This is a genomic window from Celeribacter sp. (assembly GCF_048259695.1).
Classification (GTDB): Bacteria; Pseudomonadota; Alphaproteobacteria; order Rhodobacterales; family Rhodobacteraceae; genus Celeribacter.
The window spans coordinates 1-19267 of sequence record NZ_JBLXHL010000017.1; the positions used below are offsets into that span (position 1 = coordinate 1).

Here is a 19267-nt window from a genome sequence, read left to right on the forward strand (position 1 = left end):
CAAGGCAGGGTGTTGATTGTCAGGGCTGATAAGGTTTGTTAGCGGGCAACGCCCAATTCGCTGTTAATGCCGCGTTCGGCCTGATCAAGAAGCTGGCGCATATAGAAAAGGTTCTGATAGGGAAGCAGCCGACGCATGGCGGATGTATCGCTTTCGCGCCAATCGCCCGCACTTAATGCCCCGATAGCCTGCGCTGCATCACTGATCGCGCCACTTGTCGGGCCAATCAATGCACCGATCACATTCCGGCTGGCATAGCGTGACATAATCGGGCCACCGGTCAGCGCCGATACGCCAACCGTGCCGCGTGTCAGCTTTTCTGTCAGGTTGTTGACCTCAAAGAACCAACCCAAGGAACCGGATCGATCGATACCCTCTGCAAGCCATGTTCCGGGGTTGTCGGTCGGTTCATACCCTGCTGTTTTGGCCTTGAGGTAATAACTCAGCATGCCCAGACCGACCATCATGCCCATGCCTGACAGAAACGCTGCATCACGTTGCTGCAAACCTGCCAGAAACACACGTTGCGTTGACGCAATCGAAAACGATTTGAACTGCCCGATCACCGCGCCAAGTTCGGTTGACATCCAAAGCGGCTTATCCTGCCCCGGCGTTACAATGATCCGGTCCACATCCTTGACGATCATGCCGCGAAAGGCCTGCACCGCACCCCGGTCATCCCAGTTGGCGGTATTTGCCAGTTTGACGCCATCGGCATCATCGCCATGGGCCGCAAACTGCGCCCCGATACGACGCGCCATATCTTCATCGATCCCGGCACGGGCAAGGTTTTCTACCGTGGCTGTATCAGCAATGCCCTTTGTCCACTTATCAATGCCATCAAGGGCGCGTGACATTGTTACCACCCCGGCAAACTGCTTTGTCGCGGCATTCCATGGCGCCATAAGCGACACCACCCCGAACTGATCAGCGGCATACCGCACGCCACGTTCAAATTTGCTGTAACGCCCGAAATCATCTGTCACATCGGCAATCGCCATCGACCGGCTATCAAGAACCATATCAAGGGCTGTGCCTGCCTGCTTCACTTCGTCCGCTGCGAGTTGATAGGCTTTGAAATTCCGCATCATCGGACCAAGCCCATCACCCATAACCCGGCCAAAACCATGCACCATGACAGGCCGTGCAATATCAGGCAGTGCCGACAGGGTCATGCCGCCAAGCAGTCGCAGATAGTTGAGCGACCGGACCACACGCCCGGCACGAACAAGCACACTGTTTGGATCACGCGGCAGGGCGTATGTGCCCCGCAGCCTGTCTCGAATGGCGGCAAGGTCGCGGATATCGGCATCACGCGCCTTTGAAAGTTTGGTGCGTTCAGCATCGGTCTTGGCTGCTGCTATCTTGTTGGCATAATCGCGGCGCACCTCACCCAATGGCGCTTCCATTTCGGCACTTTCAAACCGTCGCGTCAGGGCGACATCGGCTGACATTGTGCGGGTATAGATCCGGCCCACGACATTGATATCGCTTTCAAGGAAGTCTTCGATCATTTCATCCGGGATCATGAAGACGCGACCTTTCAGCGGTCCACGCACCTCACGCTTTGCCCGACTTTGCGGGATCGGGTTGCTGTCACGCGACAGATAGGCGTCGTAAGGCAACCGTCCATCTGGGGTGCCAAGAACGCGGTCGGTAATTTCATCAGCAAGATCAAAGATTTCGGCATCTTCCCAGCCTTCTTTGCTTTGCTGGGATTTAAGCCAACGTGCAACAATGCTTGTAAACTCACCGCGACGGGCCGCAATCTTCTCGCTGTTATAGACGCGGTTCAAATAACCCGCTGCAGTTTCAACATCGACGCCTTCTGGCAACAGGCGCAAATCAATAGCGTCCTGTTTCAGTGGATCAAAAACCTTGTCACGCCAAACCTTTGCAGCCTTGGCGACTTCGGGGATGTTATGCTGATCGGCGCGGCGCATTGCCCGACCGATTTCCTCGTTGAACTTGACGCGGTCAAGCTGGCCTTCATTACGGCCAACCAGATCACCTGCGCCGATACGGGCCAAATCACCGACACGGCGCGCACGACCTTTGCGATAGGCCACAAACAGATCATCTGTTTCTTTCATCGCGTTATAAAGACCGGCCTGAGACATCTTGATTTCTGTTTCTGCCGCAAGAGGTGTTGCCACGCCAAGCGCGTTCTTTTCATAGGTCAGTGGCGTTTCAGCCAATTCCTGAACGATGCGACGTGTGGCAATGCTTTGCGAGGTCGCGGTGCGCAACATCGGGTCTTGGAAGCGCACAGCCTTTTCCATGCCAAGAGCTGATTTAAGCTTTTCCTCGGCATTGTTACGGGTTGATGCCGCTGCGCCAACTGACCCACCCTGCCCCGCAGTCGGGCGCTGAATGTCTGTAAGATCGTCACTGGTCAGAACCGTTTCCCCGGCATCGGTGCTTTTAAAGGAGCCAGGATTATTTACCGATTTGATCTGTTCAGGCTGGAACGCAATAATCTCAGTGTTATATTCGTCCGACACAACAATGTAATCTGGCCATTCTACATTCTCATCCGAAATCACAATTTTTTCTATGTCTCCGTTAGAGTCTTTTATAATCTCAGGTGGGTGCTTCAGCTCGCTATATTTTTCTTTGAAGGCGGATTCGCCTATTTCGGAAAGTTCGTCAAATCTGGCGTCTGGGTGAAGCGATGCGTCAATAGCGCCAGCGGTAGTTTCAAGCATTATGATGCCGTCATATCCAGATTTCTTGGCTGCGCTTTCAATATCCATATCTATACTGCGGGCCGCAGAGATATCTACGCCAAGCTCTTTCAGTTTATTGAGAGTATTATCGGTGAACCGCTTTTCATATCCATGCAGCACTAGCGGGTTTTCTATTTTTAGGTAAAATTTTCCTACTTGCCCCTTTCCGCCGCCGAATTCGGCATAGGATTTTGCTTCGTATTCGTGAGGGGTGAAATAGAAACCTTTGCCGAAATATCCGATGTCGTTAGCAGATCCGATTTTATCGGCACTGAACTGAAACTCAGGAGAATTTAGTTCGGCGGTTTCGCTGCCATGATACACTATCAGGGGATCGCCATTCTTATCTACGACATTGCTGTCCCCAAACCATCGCCTGAACGGGGCTGCTTGTGTGATATCTCCGGAATTCCGATTCAGGCTATATTGTTCGACAGAATTTTTTATATCCTTCGCGACTACCGCCTCCGGACGGCGCACACGCGGAAGGTCATCGGACGTCAGAACCGTTTCACCGGCATCTGCGGCCAGCTCGTCTGCCTTGACTTCAACTGTATGCGGGCGGATCGGGTCAACATCGGCATAATTCGGCACGGTCAGGTCTGCATCTACCCCGGCTGAAATGGTATCGGACTTTGCGGCGAACTGTGCCGCACTTGCCACCGTGGCGGGTTCCGTCGCATCCGGTTGCGCAGCCCGCTTGGGTGAAAAATCAGCAGCATCAGAAACCGAAACTTCAAGGACTTGCGCCCCGTCTTCATTCTCCGAAAGCGCATATCGCACAGCCCGCACCTCGCCGGTATCGGCTGCGGCACGTTCCACGGTCCATGTCAGATCGCCATTATCTGCTTGTCGTGGCGCATATTCGCGCATGACAGAAGGGGCAGAATTGACATCATCGCTGGCAACGCGACCTGCATCGTTATCCCATCGCACGCGGACCGGCGCGCCATCTGCTGCTGCAAGTTCAACCTCGCCGCGCGGTGCTGTGATCTGCTCATCAATCTGACGGGCCGCAACACCATCAGCATCACGCGCAAAGATTTCTTCGACCCGTGCGACTGGGGCCTCGATGTCAGATGCAGCGCGGGCCGTCTGACGAACATCTGCGACTTGCCCCGGAATCCGATCAACACTGCGTCGGAACGAACCAGCTGCCCCGCCAAGGATGCCTGACAGGAAGGTTGCAACCGCCACGTTCGATGCCGCTTCGCCAAGGCTGCGCGTTTCCTGTGAATTATACAGAACGCTTTCCGCAGCCGTGGCGCCAAGGAAACCGGCGCGGGCTGTCGAAAGGCCACCTTTCAGGATTGATCCACCCATGGAATAGGCGCGGTAAGCTTGGCCACCAACCGGAACAAGGTTGATCGGATCAAGGATGCCTGCACCAAAGCTTGCCGCCATACCCGGAAGGCCCGCCGACGCAACAGTTTCCCGGTCTTTCTGTTCCCGGTCGATGATGCGTTTGATCTCTGCGACTTCATCGTCGCTATTGGCAAAGGCAAAGCTGGTCGAAAAGTCCTCATAACCGTCAATATTACCAAACGGATCATATTCCTGATCGATGACCAAGCGACTGCTTTTATCGCGTTGCGGTTTGAACCGTTCCTGCGACGATGCGCCAATGGTGTTTTCAAGACGGAAAGCGGCCGGCACGGTTTCACGAATGAAATCGGGGGTGTCTGGCGTGACTGGTTCGGGAATTGTGCCGACAGGACCAGCGACAGACTTGTTGGCTTCAAACAATGTCATGGATTGATACCCAGCCCGTTCATATCATCTGCAATTGCGCTGTCCGGACCTTCCCCAAACAACGGCGCAGGTTCGATTGCTTCGCCCGTGGTTGGATTGGTTGGCCGCCATGTGCTGTCAGGGAACATATTGCCCCAATCGATCTTCCCGATCTTGATCAGTGATCCGGCATCCTCGCCGTTAATCTTCATCGGAACATCAACCAGGGGGCTGCGATCACGTTTTTCACGGCCTTCTTCGATCTGCGCTTTGCGCCATTCTTCTGCGGCCTTCGCGGCATCAGGTGCCCAACGCGCCTCAATTGGCACCAGCGCGCCGTTATCGTCCATCAGCAACACCTGATAGGTTGGTGTCTGCACACTCGCCTGACGGGCTGTAAGATTGTCACTGCGGATGAATACGCGCTCGTCAAGATCATCAGAATTCATACCGGTAAACCCAGCAACATCTTCGACCAATTGCCCCTTCATCCATGCGTTATCATCGTTAAAGGAATAGAACGCTTCTGGCGGATAGCGCATCATGCGCGTGCCGCCATCTGCCGATGTCTGCCCCCACGTTTTTGACATCTGTTTCAAGGCATAGTCGCGGGCCAAATCTTCGTCGCCGGTCAACTGATACTGACGTGAGAAAACGCTGTTCACATCACGTTCAAGTTCCGCAACCAGATATTCCGGAACGTCGGCCTGCCATGAGAACGCAGTATCGAACTGATCGGCAACGTCTTCGGCGGTAATTGCGTCGATATCGGCAAAGGCTTCACGACGGGCTTTGATCGCGCTGGAATTATTGGGGTCAACAAGCTGGTTAGTGCGTTCAACGGCCTGATTGACCGGCTGGCCCGACGCAATCATTGAATTGATCATGTCGCTGCGTGCCATATCCGCATCATTCAGCCCGGCTGTTGATTGCAAAAGACCCGGCGCAAGTTCTTCGACCTTGGCGACAAACGCGGCCGTTTCGGCCTGCTGTTCTGCCGGTGCATACTTGCTGGTGCGGACCATTGTTTTAATCGCATCAGGAACCACTTTCACACCGCCAACAAATTCTGCAAGCGTATCGGTGCGATCCTGTGGCGACATATCAGCAAGCTGCGGCGCCACCTGCTCACCAAAGAACAGATTAACCGCGTCACGATGATCCTTATTCCTGTCATCAAGGATCACAGCCCCGCCATATGCCGCACCAACAAGGGCTGTGGCGTTCGCCATTTCCTGCTGCTGCTTCGCTGCTACCTGCTGTGCCTTGATAACGGCTTGCTCGGCGCGATCGATACCGCCCAGCATCTTGTCGCGCTGATCTGCTGTCAAAGCCGATGTGACCTTGACCGAACCCTTATTATTCAGCAATGCGCGGGCTTCATCAAACCGGCCCTGATTGACGTAACCATTGACCGATGTTTCGATCATGACAGGGGCTTGGGCGCGCAAGGAGTCATTAATACGATCTGCTCCGATCACCTCGCCATAAGTGCCATAGGTATCGCGCAAGTCTTCAAGTGCCGTTTGCAGGGTTTCAGGGGCATCAAGCAAACGGTTCTGAATGATATTGGTTTCACCGCTTAGTGTCTCGTTCACATCAGCAATCTTGGCCTTTGAGTTGGCTTCACCAACGCCAAGACGCGCTGATGCTACACGCTTGCTGCCAAGGGCCTGCTCACGGTAGTAATCTCGTTCATTGCCCTGAAACCCATAGGCATCAAGCTGTTCTTCAAGGGTTGCATCAACCCGATCTTGCCACTGTTTCGTGGCTTCTTCGGTTGAAAGCTGGCTGAAACCGTCTTGCCCTTGAATTTCGTCATAGGCACGCAGGGCTTCGTCTTCAACACCGCGCTGAACTTTAAGCAGATTGGTTTTCTCAACCAACTGCCGGTCGCGATCCTGCTTTTCAAGGAAAGGCTGATAGGCCCGCTGTGCGCCTGCCATAAGGTTGCCTGCGCCCTGCAAAATCGTTTGGGTATCGGCATAATCCGAGCCGATCCGGGAAGTTGCAATATTCGGGTTCGCACTGCGAAACTGCGGAATGTTGTTTGCCATCAGTTAAACAACCCCAAATCATTCCAAGTTTTGTAGCCGCCAAGCAGCGATCCAAAACCGGTCAAGCTGTTACCAATCGCAGTTGCGTTACCGCCGCGACGTGCGTCTCGGGATGCCTGCCCGCCATAATACAGAATGTCGGCGACATCCTTTTCGGCAAGGGCATCGGTTTCATCAAGAATTTCTTGCGCGGTTCCGTCCAGCGTCACACCCGCAGCACCATAACGCGCCCGCTGAGATGCTTTAAGTCGCTGGGCTTCCCGCCGTGTTGCATCACCCTGACGACGGGCCTGCTCCTGAATGCGGCCTGCCTCACGCTTGGATGACTGGCGGGCCTCATATGCGGAATAAAGCGAAGCCCCGGCACTGGCAATCGGCGCTGCGGCATTTGCCCATTTCAAAATACTTTCAAACATCACTGACCCGTTTTTTCTTTGAGGACAAAAGCACGCACGTTGCATGGCAACGGCCCGTCGGCACCGAAAGTAAACACTGCTTCTTTATCGCTGGTCGCATTGATCGGAAGTTCTTTGATCCCGGTATAAAGCGACGGGATCGAACCAAGTTCGGTCTGGCTTGTCATAAAGGTGACTTTGTTCTGGTTCTCTGCATCCCGCCCAATCGATAGATCAGCGGAATCAAGGAGGTCGATATAAGCGCCAAGGGTGCGCTTTTCTTTGGCTCTCCCCGTGCCCTGAACCGATCCCGGATCAAACGGCAACGTGGTCGCCAGTGCAGGCGCGTTGTATCCGATAACCACCTGCGAGGCCGTGCGCTCACTTGGCAAGGTGATCTCGCCGCTTTCCGGCATTGTCTGGGATGGAAGCCGCACACCGTCGGCAAAGACCAGAACGTCTTCACCCTCAAGATATTCACCGCCATCAAACGTGGTTTGCGGGGTTTCTTCGCTATGCTCTATGCAGCAATCAAGGTAACGGGCCGTTGCGATATCGTCTTTGTCGACCGGATCGTGAAACGGCTCCATATATTCGATATACCGCTTGGTCTCTCCGTTGATGGTGCGTGCAACCACCATCCAGAGAACGTCACGGCCACCCATGAAGACCGATGCAATGCTTTCGACCTTGCCCCATGGATTGCCGCCAAATGTTCCGCCAATCTTGTGACGATGCCAGGCATAAACCCCGCTTTCGCGGTCATAGGTCATGCCGATCAATTGTCCGTCGTCGCGACACCCCCAGATGATCGGCACCGGATCACGGGTAATTGCAATTTCGACAATGCCGTTATCGGTTCCCGGCCCTGCGATATGCTCAGACCATTTGGTCACATCTGGCGCATTGAAGGCATCATCTTCAAAGGCATAGATGAATTCATGCAGGCGCTTGCGGGACAGAGACACAAAGAACAGGGAATTATTCATCCGGACAGGTTTGATCGCCGCACCACGTTCATTGGCGTGGTCGCGGTTCAGGATAGAGTCTGGTGTAATTGGCTCATAGAATCCGCCCGCACCTGATACCGTCCGCGTTTCGTCCGTTGTCCCCAGATAAAGTGCCCGGCCAGAAGCCAGCCATTGCATTTCACCCGTGCCAATAATGTCAAATATCAGCGCGTTATCGTCGCTAGAACCTGTTGTGAAATCCAACAGGCGCGGGCCGGATGTTGTCGGAGTGCGGCTTAACCACATCTTGCGGGGTTTGGTCGGCGTGGCTGCAAAGCAAAGCCGTTGCTGATGCTGCGCTACCTTTTTCGGCCAATTGGTCCCTGTCCATTCTGATGGTTTAGCCGTAAATGTCGGGCTTGCGTCAAGTGTCCAGTCGTCATGATCGACGCGGGTCAGGGTTGCCGGGCTTTTTTCGCCGTGCGCCAGATACAGGGTGTCACTGACCTGCTCGTAATCAATCTCGGGAATTTGGGATTCAGTGTAGGTTGTCGTGACTTCATAAATTTCATCGCTGCCATCAAGGATCTGACCGAAGTCGCGATAAAACCGGATGTAGTTTTCGCCCCATTCCTGAATGTAGGTATCAAGCGCACTGTACTCAAAAGCCCGCAAACTGACTTTCTTGCTACTATCCTTAACCTCACAAACAAAATGCGTTCCCGGTCGGCGCGTCAGCATCCCTTGCGGCAGAACAATGAAGTTCTCACACAAGGCAAGGCTGCGGCGATAATTGTCGGTATCGACATTCCCGGCATATTTCGGGCTGATCTCGCCGCGGTCAAAGCTGAACTGGCCAAGTGTGCGAACTGCCATTACGCAACACCCATTGCGGTTTCAAATCCGCTTGCCTGCTGTTCCTGCACCTGATTTTGTTTGCGGCGATCCTTCGATTTTCCCATGGCGACGGCCCGGTCATAAATCGCTGTCATGCGATCAATGCTGGTGTCGCTGCCGTTGCGCGTTTGGGCGACGCAGACAGCAAGCTGCGCACCGATCACCTCGGCAACATACTGCGGCATCCGGGCATAGCTGGTCCGCTGGCACGTCATGACCACCTGAATGGGGGCCTCAACATCGGTCAGGATGTAATCGCCTTCAACTTCCCATGGCTGGGTAGGTTTTAGCTCGACCTCGTTCTTGCCGACCCAGAACGGCGAAATACAATCCGCGGGCAGCAAGTAACGATAATCATATCCGAAGGCCGGGGCGGTTGCGTCTGCGGCAAGCTGGGCGCGTTCTTTCGCCCACGTCCAGCAATATTCTTCAAGCGCAGTTGTCTTGGCGTCGTTGAAATACTTTTTGCAAAGGCGTGCGCTGTCGCTGTCTTCATCAATGCTTGAAATAGGGTTTTCGCCCAAATGACGCATCGCGACGTTGGCAATACTGGTTTCGCTCGGCATTGCGCAGCACCCTCACTAAATGATCAAAAGAAAAGGGCCACCCGGATGGGCAGCCCTTGAGTTCACGAGGAAAAAGAAAAACCCGCCTTATGCAGCGGGTTTGGTGTCGGGTTTTGGGTCCGCTGGTTTGGCCGGGGTTTTACCCTTGGCCGGTGCAGCGGGTTTGGTGTCGGGTTTGAAGTGTTCCGGCACCGTTTCGTCTTTGCCAGCAACCAGTCGATCACCGGGACGCCACAGCTTCCCGCGATACTGGCATTTGGTTTTACAGGTATGTGTCATCGTTCCTGTCCTTAGTTGTTACACGTTGATCAGGTCACGATCAGACGTAGCCAACCTTCTGGCTATCACGATACCATTCCGGAATGACCGGGCTGATATATGCGTCGACCTTGCCAGCATCCGCGTTATCGCCAGCGACGGTGTAGCCGATCTGAAGGTAACGGCGACAATTGAACGGGATTCGCTCAATTGCAAAACGATAGCCAGCCGTCAAAGTTGCTTCGACAATAGCTGCCGTCGAAAGCACCGTTGCAAACGAACTGTCATCGGCGGAATCTTCCAGCGTGACAGTCAGGCTGGTCAAAGCATTGAAGTCTTCGGTTACGGCAATCACGAGATACATCTCGTTGCCATGCCCGCGATAATCCCCGATATCAAGGGAATTGGTGGACTTTGCAGACGCCGTAACCGCCTGCTCATCCGAAAAGATGCCCATTGCATCAATCATGGTTCTTACTCCTTGGAGTTAAAAGGACGACGCAGCACCAATTAAGGTGCTGCGGTCAGTGCGGTTTCGGTTTCGAGAAGAGCGTCACACTGCCGAACCGGGTGGCCATGCATGAACAGAACGTCCTTGCTGTTCAGGTATTCGCCGTAACGAAGGTGAACGTTCGACGGATCACCGGCCTGAACTTCAAGCATGGTCATGATCGCTGACGGAACATACCAAACCATGCGCTTGCGCTTCACAGCCGGGATTTTGTTTTTGGCCTGAATGGTAGGCTTGCGCAGATCGATATAACCGCTGTCCCCAGGTGAAAGGGTGAGTTTGGTCAAGTCGATGTTGCAAACACGGGAAACACAGCGCCAGTCTTTGACGGTCAAGCCCGGCTTCCACTTGTACTGGTCGCCAACGACGCGGTAAGGGTCGCCGCTTACGTCATAGGCGTCATATTCGCCAAGGTCTTTATCTTCCAGACCTGCCGTAGAGCCTTTCGGGAAGATGCCACAAACAGCGTCTTCACCATGCACGATCGCCCAAATAGACGCGCAAAAACTGCCAGAGCCAGCCGCATCAACCACGTTCGGGCTGTCTTTGAAAGGATAACGCGGCGACAGGCCGTGGAACTCTTTCTTGTTCAAGGTGTTGTTGCCGTAGAAGACCAGCTCTGCAACCTTCTGCGTCATGCTTTCGATAAAGGCGCGGTTTTCCTGCATCCGATAAGCGGCAGAATTCCCATTCAAGGAAAGCAGATCAATATCGATCTCGCCACGAGCCTCGATCATTGCGGTTGGGTCTGTGACCTTCGCAATGCCGGATTTCGTTTTGGAAACGCCTTCATAAAGTGCGCGGAGCGACACTTCCGGGAGATCGGTGCGAATGGTGGACGTGTGCCCAGCCATTTCGTTACCTTCACGCCACAGAATGTCGTCCATAATTTCGTTGGTCTGCGCAAGCAGCTCAACAATATCCCCGATACTTTTCTTATCGGGATCAAAGAACTGGCCCCATTCAGCCAGTGTGCGAACGCCCTCAGACATAGCTAAAGTTCCTTCTCAATGATTAAGGGTTCATGTACGGGTATTTTCGTTGGGCGGCAGACTGGCCGGCCTTCGGGTCGGCGCCTTTGCCAACTCCATCAACAAAGGCGCTTTCGCCAAACTGCTCACCGAGCACCATGGCGAATTCGATAAATTTCGGATGTTGGTCGAGGCCATTCTTGGCCATGAAGTCGCCAAACCCTTCGACATCCTTGCCGAAATGGTTCAGCGCACGTTGGCCCAGCGTCATTTTCTCGGCGGTCTTGTCGCCGTATTTGGCCTTTAGTGATTTGGCAGTTTCCTTGCGCTCGACTTCGGCGGCCTTGGTGACTTCCGCCATGTAGCTGGCGACACCCTCGGCATCCTTGCGCACAAGTTCCTGATACGTTTCGACCGGAATGTTTTTGGCGTGAGCCAGTTCGGCAAGCCACGGTGCCGGTGCGTAATGTTCCGGCACGCCTTCAATACCTTTGACGATATCGGCAACATCGCCGTAGCCATCCGGGTTTTCCGGCACACCCATTGCGGAACGGAACGCTGCAACGTCTTCGTCGCTGGCATCTTCGCCCGGCAGCTTGAAATAACCTTCCGGGATGGTCGGGGCTTCGTCGGTGCCCTCACCTTCCCCGGCACCATCGGCAGCACCCTTCCCTGCTTTATCGGCTGGGGCGGCATCATTACCGGCACCCTCGCCTTCACCGCCATCTTCCGGCAGCTTCAACGAAATAACGCCGCCCTGATCATCAGTGGCGGCGGTATTGGTTTCGGTCGTCGTGGTCTGTTCTGCGGGGGCGGCAGAAGCATCTGCAGCCGCACCGGCATCAATAGCCTGATCGGTCATCGGTCATTCTCGCTTGTGCTTGATTGAACTCGGCTTCTAGGTTCGCCGCCTGTTGAACCAGATCGGCGATCTCTTCTTCGGAAAACCGCATGATGTTTACGATGTGATGAGCAACACGGCGGCCGCCCTCGTTATAGGCAAGCGGCCCATCTGGCCCGGTCACGGCGGTATAGCCTGCTTCGCGCAGGATATCGTGCAGGACAATTTTGCCCTGATCGGTGGCAAACACCTTGCGATAGGCCCGCAGAAGGCGTGCGGACTTAAACGGCGACAGGTGCGGCCAGAACCGGAAGATAATCGGGAAATTCACTTACGCGCCCTCCGCCATCATCTTCATGGCTGGCGCAACCTTTGAAACCTGCTCTGCTTGCTGGCTTTGCTGATCAAGCTGCTGCTGCACCTGCGCCTGCTGTGCGCGGTTGGCGCGGATTTCTGCGACTGTCTTTTTATCGCGCCAGATTTTCGGATTGGCGCCGAATGCGTTGGCGGCCTCGTAGGCTGCTTCGTCCAGATCGACGGTATCTAGAACCGATGGATCAAGTTCGGCGATCTCGCCAACGGCACGCACCGCCTGCATGTTTGCCTGTGCCTGTTTGGCACGGCGCAACTGCGACAACGGGGATGTGAATTCAAGATCAATCCCGCCATTGTCACGCAACACATCCGGCATTGGCGGTAGATCGATCTCGCCGTTTTCGGCCTTGCGGTTAATGATGCTGATTTCGCGGGCAATGCACCGGCTCAACATTGCCTCTTGGTCTTCGAACGGCGGAGAAAGCTGATTGGCGCGCTCTTCCATGATGCCAAGGACTTCGGTCGCGGTCATATCGGCCTTGTTAATCAGGGCCGCAAACAGATCCATGTAGAAGCTTTTGTCTACATCGTTGCTGAACGTCTCGAAAATGTCGTTGCCAAGGTTCGGGTTTCCGCCCATCGCGATAGGCCCGATCAACTGGCGGCCCTGCCTGTCGAATGCGCCGCGCACCAATGACCCGGCGTTGATGTTGATTGTGCCTTCGTGGCCGTCAGCCACACCCATGACCGGATCAACGGTTTTTTCTGACGCACGCAGGAACAAACGCTTTGCGTGATGCGCGCCCTTGATATCGGCCAAGGCCCGCAAGCCCGGAGAATACCCGTAAGGAAGCCGATCATCACTGCGGCCAAAGCTGCTGGTCAGGTAGCTCATTTCATAGCTGCCACCCTCTTTCATCACCTTCTTGCCGTCCACGTCGATATGAACGCTATCAAAGGCAAAACGGGATTTGTCACTGGTTTTCGGGTAAACGGCGTGAATAACAGTGAAGTGTTTTTCGCCCCGCAGCTTCGGATCATCAAGGGCACGTTTGGCTGGTTCGCTCAGTTTATTTTCGCCAAAATCCTGCGCCATTTGTTTGGCGGTCATCGGGAATTTGCGGTAAACCGTGTCTTCGATCCCGGCGGCATTCACGCTGAATACGACCTGAGAAAGCGGGATAAACCGATACAGGAACGGCGCGTCTCCACCGAACTTTTCTTCGATGTTTACGCATGGCGTGCCATAGGCCATCAACTGCATGTAGGCACGACCAAAGGCGCTTTGGAAACCCGCCTGACCATCATAGCGCCACGCGAACAGACGCTTGCGCATTGTGTCGGCGTATTTTTTGACCTCGTCGTTATCGACCAGTTCTTCGTCAACCGGCTTCAAAGAATGCCAATGCGACCCCAGCGGAATAAGCAACGATTTCGCAGCCGATGCCGCACGCTCAAGCGAGACACCAGGACGTGAATTAAACTGCTTGGCCAGCTTGCTGCGATTGGCCGTTGACTGCGCTCCTGTGCCGTTGAACGTCGAAAGCGGATCGATCTGCTCGGCAATCTCGCGCCACATAGCCTCAAAGTCTGAACGCTCGGACCGCAGATGGTTTTCCGCACCGATGATGTCATTTGCCAGTGAATCGGCCATTGCGTTTTCCCAAAGAAAAAGCCGCCCCGGTTGGGAGCGGCTTGTGCCTGTGTCTGATTTGGTCAAAGAAAAGCCGCTCCAAAGGAACGGCCTTGTCAGAAATCTATTTGTCGTGAGGTGTTAATCACACACCTTGTTGTAACCTGATCCGGTGCAGTTCGAACCACCTCCGGGCTTCGGATCACCAAGAACAAAGGTCAGGGCAAAGAACCCCGCGACCGCTGCGATAAGTATCCAAGTAGCTTTGGTCATTGGATGATGCCGGAAACCTGTGGCGCGCCCGTAGCGTTCTGGTGCGCCTGATACATCGCCTTGGTCATGAACATGATCATTTCAAATTCCGACCGCCCGTTAACCTTTAAGTGCGCAACGCCAAGTCGCGGGCTGTCTGTGTAACCCGCCTTCGTGCGCTTAAAGCTGCCATCAAACAACGTTATACCCAGATCACGATAAATCAACTCGTTCGGCATTGTGCCTGCAGCGTAACTGGCACCGCAAGCACCGCCATCGCCATAGAACGAAACGGCGGCCAGATATTCGCCTTCATCATCCAATCGATAATGTTTGACGGGCACGCTCTTGCCATCCAACTCGACCATTTCACGCTGTGGCTCATAACCACCAAGATCGTTGACCACCTGCGTCATTGCCAGTGAATCACCCATATGATCAACGCAGACGGTTTTTAATGCCGTAACAAGCGCGTCCAGCTTCCCTTGGCTAAAGGTCAGCGGGCCTGTCTTTGATGGCTCCTGAACAGTGGTGCAAGCCGCGAGGGCGACCATACAAACGAACGCTGCAATATTTCGGATCATTTCCATATCTCCTTGATCCGAAGATCATGCCACTTCAACCGCAACGCGTCCATTCCAATCGGAGTGCCATTTTCTACAGCAAGTCTTCAATGGATGGCACACCGCGCAAGGCCGCAAAGCGTAAGTTTAGAGGGCTGAAAGACCGTCTTACAGTGTTCGGGTTAACCTTTTCGGCCCCAGACAGGGCCGTTGATGCATTCGATTTGGTCGAGGCAGAAGAAGATTTCTTGATCTTTTTCGGGTCGTCGTTTTGCTTGCCGCCCGGGAAGTCATCAAGCCCTACGCTGTTGAGCGATTTCGCTGCGGCTGCGGCAGGAGATCCGGCAGGCAAATTGTCCAAATCAATGGCGTCGTCCAGATCAACCGTTTGGTCAACCAACCCCGCCAGTGTAGCGATCCCGCCAATCGCGCCGGGAACGCCAGAAGCAAAGCGGGCGGCGTTTCCAATGGTATTTGGATTCCCGGGCGATGCCGAATAAAGACCGTGCGTCCCGCCTGCAATTCCTGCACCCATTGGCCCGCCAAGCGCAAACCCGCCAACTGTTGCAAGACCATTCGCGGCATCAGACTTTGCAAAGCCACCGGGGGCACCAACGCCAAACTTATCTTGCACCCATGATCCGAACCGGCCAATCGCTTCGCCGATGCTGTTGATACCTTCCTCGTCGTCGTTGAAAACGTCCGAGGCTTGGTTAACATCACGAAAGTCCGGACCAAGCGCAGCCACAGCGGCACGATCACGGCGGGCAAGTTCCGCCATTGAAGACCGCATTGCCATATTGCCGGTTGGTGCCGGTGCGGCCTGTGGTTGATTGTTTCCGCCTCCACGCGACCCGCCACCGGAAGGTGATGAACCGCCACCACCACCAAACAGCCGGTCAAACTGCTGGCGTGACATCTGATTGCCTCCGCCACCGTTATCACCAGAGCTGCGATTGCTGTTGCTCGGGCCGTAACTATCGCCGCCCCAGCCTTGCCCGTCTGTGCCTCTGATCGACATGCTTAATACTCCGGTTCGTAAGCCATTTCGGCGCGGTCCTGTCTCGGAACCGCATTAACGGACACTGGTGTCGTTGCATGCGCATCAATCAGCGCGTCACCCCGATCCGGGCTGCGACCGATGCGCTTTTTGATGTCCGTCTTTTCTTCAATCTGTATCTTGCCGCCGCTCAGCTTCCATCGTGGCGCAGCAAGGTCTGCGGCCAGTGCCCGATCTGGCGGGATGGCAAGCTCCATACCTGATTTCGGGTCAAGCGCCTCGCGCAACATCCAGTGGTCATAGGCGCGGTCATTTTTGAACTCAAGCCGACCGGAGCTGTCTGTCTTTCCATCGCTGCGCCGTGTCGATGCGCCGTTCAATTCCTCGACACGATCCCCGATCAGGTCTTTGAGGTGGTCGTAAACGCTGGCGCCAATCCCGATCACATCAACTCCGATCCGCGTGCGTTTTTGCGCATTCGCAATGCAAAGCCCTGCAACGGTCTGACCATCAGGCGCCCCGATGCCCGGAATAACAACCTGCGTCCCGAAATATCGTGGCCCATACTTTGGCGACAAAACCGTTTCGTCTCGCCCGCCCCGGCTCGGGTCAACGCCAAGGGCCGTCATCGGGGTATCGCTCGGCTTTTGCTCTGTCCAGCGAGCCTGCGCCTGCTTGATCCATTCTGTCGGGATCACCTGCCAGATATCGTCATCAAGGCCTGCGCCAAACACACCGTCACGCATCATCGATCGCAACGGCTCTGGCAGGGCTTCCAGCGTATCTGCGTAACCTGTTTCCATCAGAAACTTGTTATCCTCGACACGGGCCGGAATGAAGGTGCGCGACTTTGGCCGGATGATCCGGGTGCCTTCACCGCGCTTGACCTCAAGAGGTTCGTCAGTTTCGAATTCCTGTTCTTTGCCGTCAATCGTTGCGAAGAACCGAAGTTCTCCCGGCTCCGCAGGATTGCGATGCCCCTCATCAAGCCAAGGCGCAAAGAACGAGACAATCCACTGCCCCTCTGCCGTCGTCGGAGGGTTGAACCCAAGGAACAGGCGGCAATGGTGCCCGTTCGCGGAACGGTTCCATGCCATCAGGTTCCTGACCTGCATTTCCAGAAAGTTCGCGGCCTCGTCAAAGGCCAGAAGGTCGTTTGGTTGCCCCTGGTATTTGTTCCAGTCATCCGCCTTTGGCAGACCGCCAAACCGGATACGCTTCCCGTTCGGAAGTCGCCAGATGTTCTTGGACCCGTTAAACCATCGATCATTGCCGATGATCTCTGTTGACCGCTCGACAAGGCCGTTTAGCTGTGTGGCTTCGCGGCGCAGGATCAAGGACCGATCATGTTCAAGGACTGAAAGCCCAAGCATGGTATCGGTCTTGCCACCACCTGCCGCCCCGCCATATCCGATCTGAGATGCCGGTGTCATCATCGCCATAAGCTGCGGCACTGAATGAGGCATCCAAAGCGGATTAGCTATCTTCCTCGCCATCTCCATCTTCTGTGAGCTGTTCAAGCAGCCCAAACGCCGTTTCAACTCGGCTTTCGTCAGTCCCGTCGCCATCCTTGTCGGCCCCGTCTGGATTGCCTCTTTCGAGTTGAATGAATGTGGCTATTGTCCGTAAGGACCGATCAGCGGCTTTGGTCAGCTCGATCAGCCGTGCATCGATAAGCGGCTGCTCTGCTTTCAATTCATCGCCTTCAAGTCTGCTTTCGGTCTGCAACGTCTTGGCCGCCCGCATCAGCATGATGTTTGACATCAGGTCAGCCCGATCCTTGGGCGACATGGCTGAGAACCGCTCAAGCAACGGCAGGTCATCCAGCCGAATAAACTGGCTGCGCGGCTTGTCAGGATCGGCCGCGTTCTTGCTGCCCTTCGGCGCTCCATTACTGGCCCCGCCGTGAAAGCTGCAACACGCCCCGGCCTCGTCCTTGCGCTTGGTTCCGGAGCCTGCCAATTGCCCACACTGTGCAGCCTTCTGGCCTGACCATGCCGGGCAACGCGGCCTGCCCTGAAGGTGCTCTACCTTCCAGTCTTCGGGAAAGTGTGTTTCGGGCTCAAAGTCCGCTGGCTTAGGGATCTTTGTGTATTGCTTTTTCTCGCCCACATCAGATCGCCCTACTGCCACGGATTATCGAAGTCGATTTCGTCCAATGTTCCAACCAAAGCCGCCAGCCGAACGATTCCTCCGAGAACAAGACCCAGCACAACCACCCCGATCCCTGCATATGCCGTCGCAACAGGAGCAAGTTGAGCCATCACGTCCACCCCGCCAGCTCGTCATAGCGCAGCAACCGGACAACAGCCGGTTTGTCACCGCAGCTTGAACAGCGGAGCCTTTCTTTGATTTGTTTCAGGGTTTTGATGCCTTGGTCGCGCTTGCAGATATCCTGCCACAGCATGACATAGCGTTTACGGCCACATCTGCATTCACAGCCAATCGCTGCAAACTCTTTGTGCGACCAGATCGTAAAGATCGGTGTGTTGTCGTGTTCGTCCATGTCGGGCCTCTCGGCCCTGTCCCTGTTTCTGAGATAGCGGAACGTATGGAGAACTTCAAATAAAAAACGGCGGCCCGCTCTCACGCAACCGCCGTCAAGCCCTACATGGGCCAGTGTCGCCCGTGAAAGACGGGCAATTTGGTAGCCAAGGCAGGAGTTGAACCTGCGCATGTCCACGCTTATCAAGCGTGCGCTCTAACCAACTGAGCTACTCGGCCAAAGAAAAACCCGCGCCGAACTTAATCGGGCGGGCTATGTTGGGTATTCGTGCGGCTACGGCGAACCACCTCGGGTCTAAGCCCTCCAAACGCTGACTAGGCACCGGCACTCATTCAGCCTAAGCATTCCGCACGAATCAAAAAACGCCCCGGTTCCCCGAAGCGCAATTCTCAAATCTTGCATAAAGTGTACTCCTGCGGTCACCGCAAGTCAAGACTCACTGATACCCAGAATGCCTATTGCAACATCAAGCGCGGCTTCAATATCGTAATGGAGTATTTTGTAAAACCCTGAAGATGTGTCCGGGTAGAAATGCAGATCAACAATCCTATCCCGTTTAATCATCTCTGCCAGAACATCGGCGGGAATCTCGTCTATGAAATCCCCGAAGTCATCATTCAAACGATCCTCAACCGGCTGATGGTAAGACTTGTGTCCATCGATCTGCAAATGCACCCCAAACTTACACCGCTCCACCAACTGCAATAGTTTCTTCACCGCACCACCTCCGCCACATCATTCAACCACATGCGCAAATACGCCATCCCGGTCAGGTTATCGCTGCTCTGGATTTTGCCGGTCAGCTTGGCAACCATCTTGGCCGGGGCCACGCCATCGATCACAACAGCTTCAAGGAACACGATGCCAGCCTTGCCGACCGCGCTGCGGATTTTGTGGTAATTCTGGCGGGCTTCGAGTTGTACGTCATTCATACCAGTTGACGCTTTGGTCGATGCTCCGCCGATTGCCTTCATCGCAAGGACTTCCGGGTCAAGCATGGATCGCACGGAATCCGTTTTTGCGCACATCGCGTAAGATACCTCAAAATCCAATGCCGCCGCCATCTGGTCCCTGGTCAGCTTGTCGCGGTTG

Annotated in this window: 18 protein-coding genes and 1 tRNA gene; all 19 read right to left on the minus strand. The window is 54.8% G+C overall.

Going from position 1 to position 19267, the window contains the following annotated elements; genetic code table 11:
• Positions 1-38 precede the first annotated feature (38 nt).
• The gene (locus tag ACN0Q0_RS15800; RefSeq protein WP_417244287.1) at positions 39-4481 is read right to left on the minus strand and encodes a hypothetical protein; all 4443 of its coding nucleotides are present in this window, start codon (positions 4479-4481) and stop codon (positions 39-41) included.
• Positions 4478-6517, minus strand: coding sequence for a hypothetical protein (locus ACN0Q0_RS15805; RefSeq protein ID WP_417244288.1), 2040 nt, complete (start codon positions 6515-6517; stop codon positions 4478-4480). Before ACN0Q0_RS15805 ends, ACN0Q0_RS15800 begins: the two co-directional genes overlap by 4 nt.
• A complete protein-coding gene (locus ACN0Q0_RS15810; protein ID WP_417244289.1) occupies positions 6517-6933 on the minus strand; it encodes a hypothetical protein in 417 nt (138 codons plus the stop codon). The genes ACN0Q0_RS15805 and ACN0Q0_RS15810 overlap by 1 nt, the downstream gene beginning before the upstream one ends.
• Positions 6933-8738 (minus strand): hypothetical protein, encoded by a 1806-nt coding sequence (locus ACN0Q0_RS15815; protein ID WP_417244290.1) that lies wholly within the window; start codon positions 8736-8738, stop codon positions 6933-6935. Before ACN0Q0_RS15815 ends, ACN0Q0_RS15810 begins: the two co-directional genes overlap by 1 nt.
• Positions 8738-9325: a hypothetical protein gene (locus ACN0Q0_RS15820; RefSeq protein ID WP_417244291.1), complete on the minus strand. Its 588-nt coding sequence runs from the start codon at positions 9323-9325 to the stop codon at positions 8738-8740. Before ACN0Q0_RS15820 ends, ACN0Q0_RS15815 begins: the two co-directional genes overlap by 1 nt.
• 87 nt (positions 9326-9412) lie before the next feature.
• On the minus strand, positions 9413-9604 hold the full coding sequence (locus tag ACN0Q0_RS15825) for a hypothetical protein (protein ID WP_417244292.1): 192 nt from the start codon (positions 9602-9604) through the stop codon (positions 9413-9415).
• Positions 9605-9644: 40 nt separating this feature from the next.
• Positions 9645-10052 (minus strand): Bbp16 family capsid cement protein, encoded by a 408-nt coding sequence (locus ACN0Q0_RS15830; protein ID WP_417244293.1) that lies wholly within the window; start codon positions 10050-10052, stop codon positions 9645-9647.
• 41 nt (positions 10053-10093) lie between these two features.
• Entirely contained in the window at positions 10094-11086 is a 993-nt protein-coding gene (locus tag ACN0Q0_RS15835) for a major capsid protein (RefSeq protein ID WP_417244294.1), read from the minus strand.
• 22 nt (positions 11087-11108) lie between these two features.
• Complete coding sequence (locus ACN0Q0_RS15840; RefSeq protein ID WP_417244295.1) at positions 11109-11927, minus strand: hypothetical protein; 819 nt, start codon at positions 11925-11927, stop codon at positions 11109-11111.
• Complete coding sequence (locus tag ACN0Q0_RS15845; protein WP_417244296.1) at positions 11908-12237, minus strand: hypothetical protein; 330 nt, start codon at positions 12235-12237, stop codon at positions 11908-11910. Before ACN0Q0_RS15845 ends, ACN0Q0_RS15840 begins: the two co-directional genes overlap by 20 nt.
• Positions 12238-13875: a portal protein gene (locus ACN0Q0_RS15850; RefSeq protein WP_417244297.1), complete on the minus strand. Its 1638-nt coding sequence runs from the start codon at positions 13873-13875 to the stop codon at positions 12238-12240.
• Positions 13876-14123: 248 nt separating this feature from the next.
• Positions 14124-14690 carry a hypothetical protein gene (locus tag ACN0Q0_RS15855; RefSeq protein WP_417244298.1) on the minus strand — a complete coding sequence of 189 codons (567 nt, stop codon included), beginning with the start codon at positions 14688-14690 and terminating at the stop codon, positions 14124-14126.
• A gap of 73 nt (positions 14691-14763) precedes the next feature.
• Complete coding sequence (locus ACN0Q0_RS15860; protein ID WP_417244299.1) at positions 14764-15417, minus strand: hypothetical protein; 654 nt, start codon at positions 15415-15417, stop codon at positions 14764-14766.
• 275 nt (positions 15418-15692) lie between these two features.
• Complete coding sequence (locus tag ACN0Q0_RS15865; RefSeq protein WP_417244300.1) at positions 15693-17123, minus strand: terminase large subunit domain-containing protein; 1431 nt, start codon at positions 17121-17123, stop codon at positions 15693-15695.
• A 22-nt stretch (positions 17124-17145) separates the two neighbouring features.
• Positions 17146-17781 carry a hypothetical protein gene (locus ACN0Q0_RS15870; RefSeq protein ID WP_417244301.1) on the minus strand — a complete coding sequence of 212 codons (636 nt, stop codon included), beginning with the start codon at positions 17779-17781 and terminating at the stop codon, positions 17146-17148.
• Positions 17782-17932: 151 nt separating this feature from the next.
• Positions 17933-18175, minus strand: a complete 243-nt coding sequence (locus ACN0Q0_RS15875; RefSeq protein WP_417244302.1) for a hypothetical protein — start codon at positions 18173-18175, stop codon at positions 17933-17935.
• 139 nt (positions 18176-18314) lie between these two features.
• Positions 18315-18393: transfer RNA gene (locus tag ACN0Q0_RS15880), tRNA-Ile, on the minus strand.
• Positions 18394-18604: 211 nt separating this feature from the next.
• On the minus strand, positions 18605-18892 hold the full coding sequence (locus ACN0Q0_RS15885; protein WP_417244303.1) for a hypothetical protein: 288 nt from the start codon (positions 18890-18892) through the stop codon (positions 18605-18607).
• A partial coding sequence (locus ACN0Q0_RS15890; protein WP_417244304.1) for a hypothetical protein occupies positions 18889-19267 on the minus strand: 379 nt, incomplete at its 5' end. The genes ACN0Q0_RS15885 and ACN0Q0_RS15890, both read right to left, overlap by 4 nt.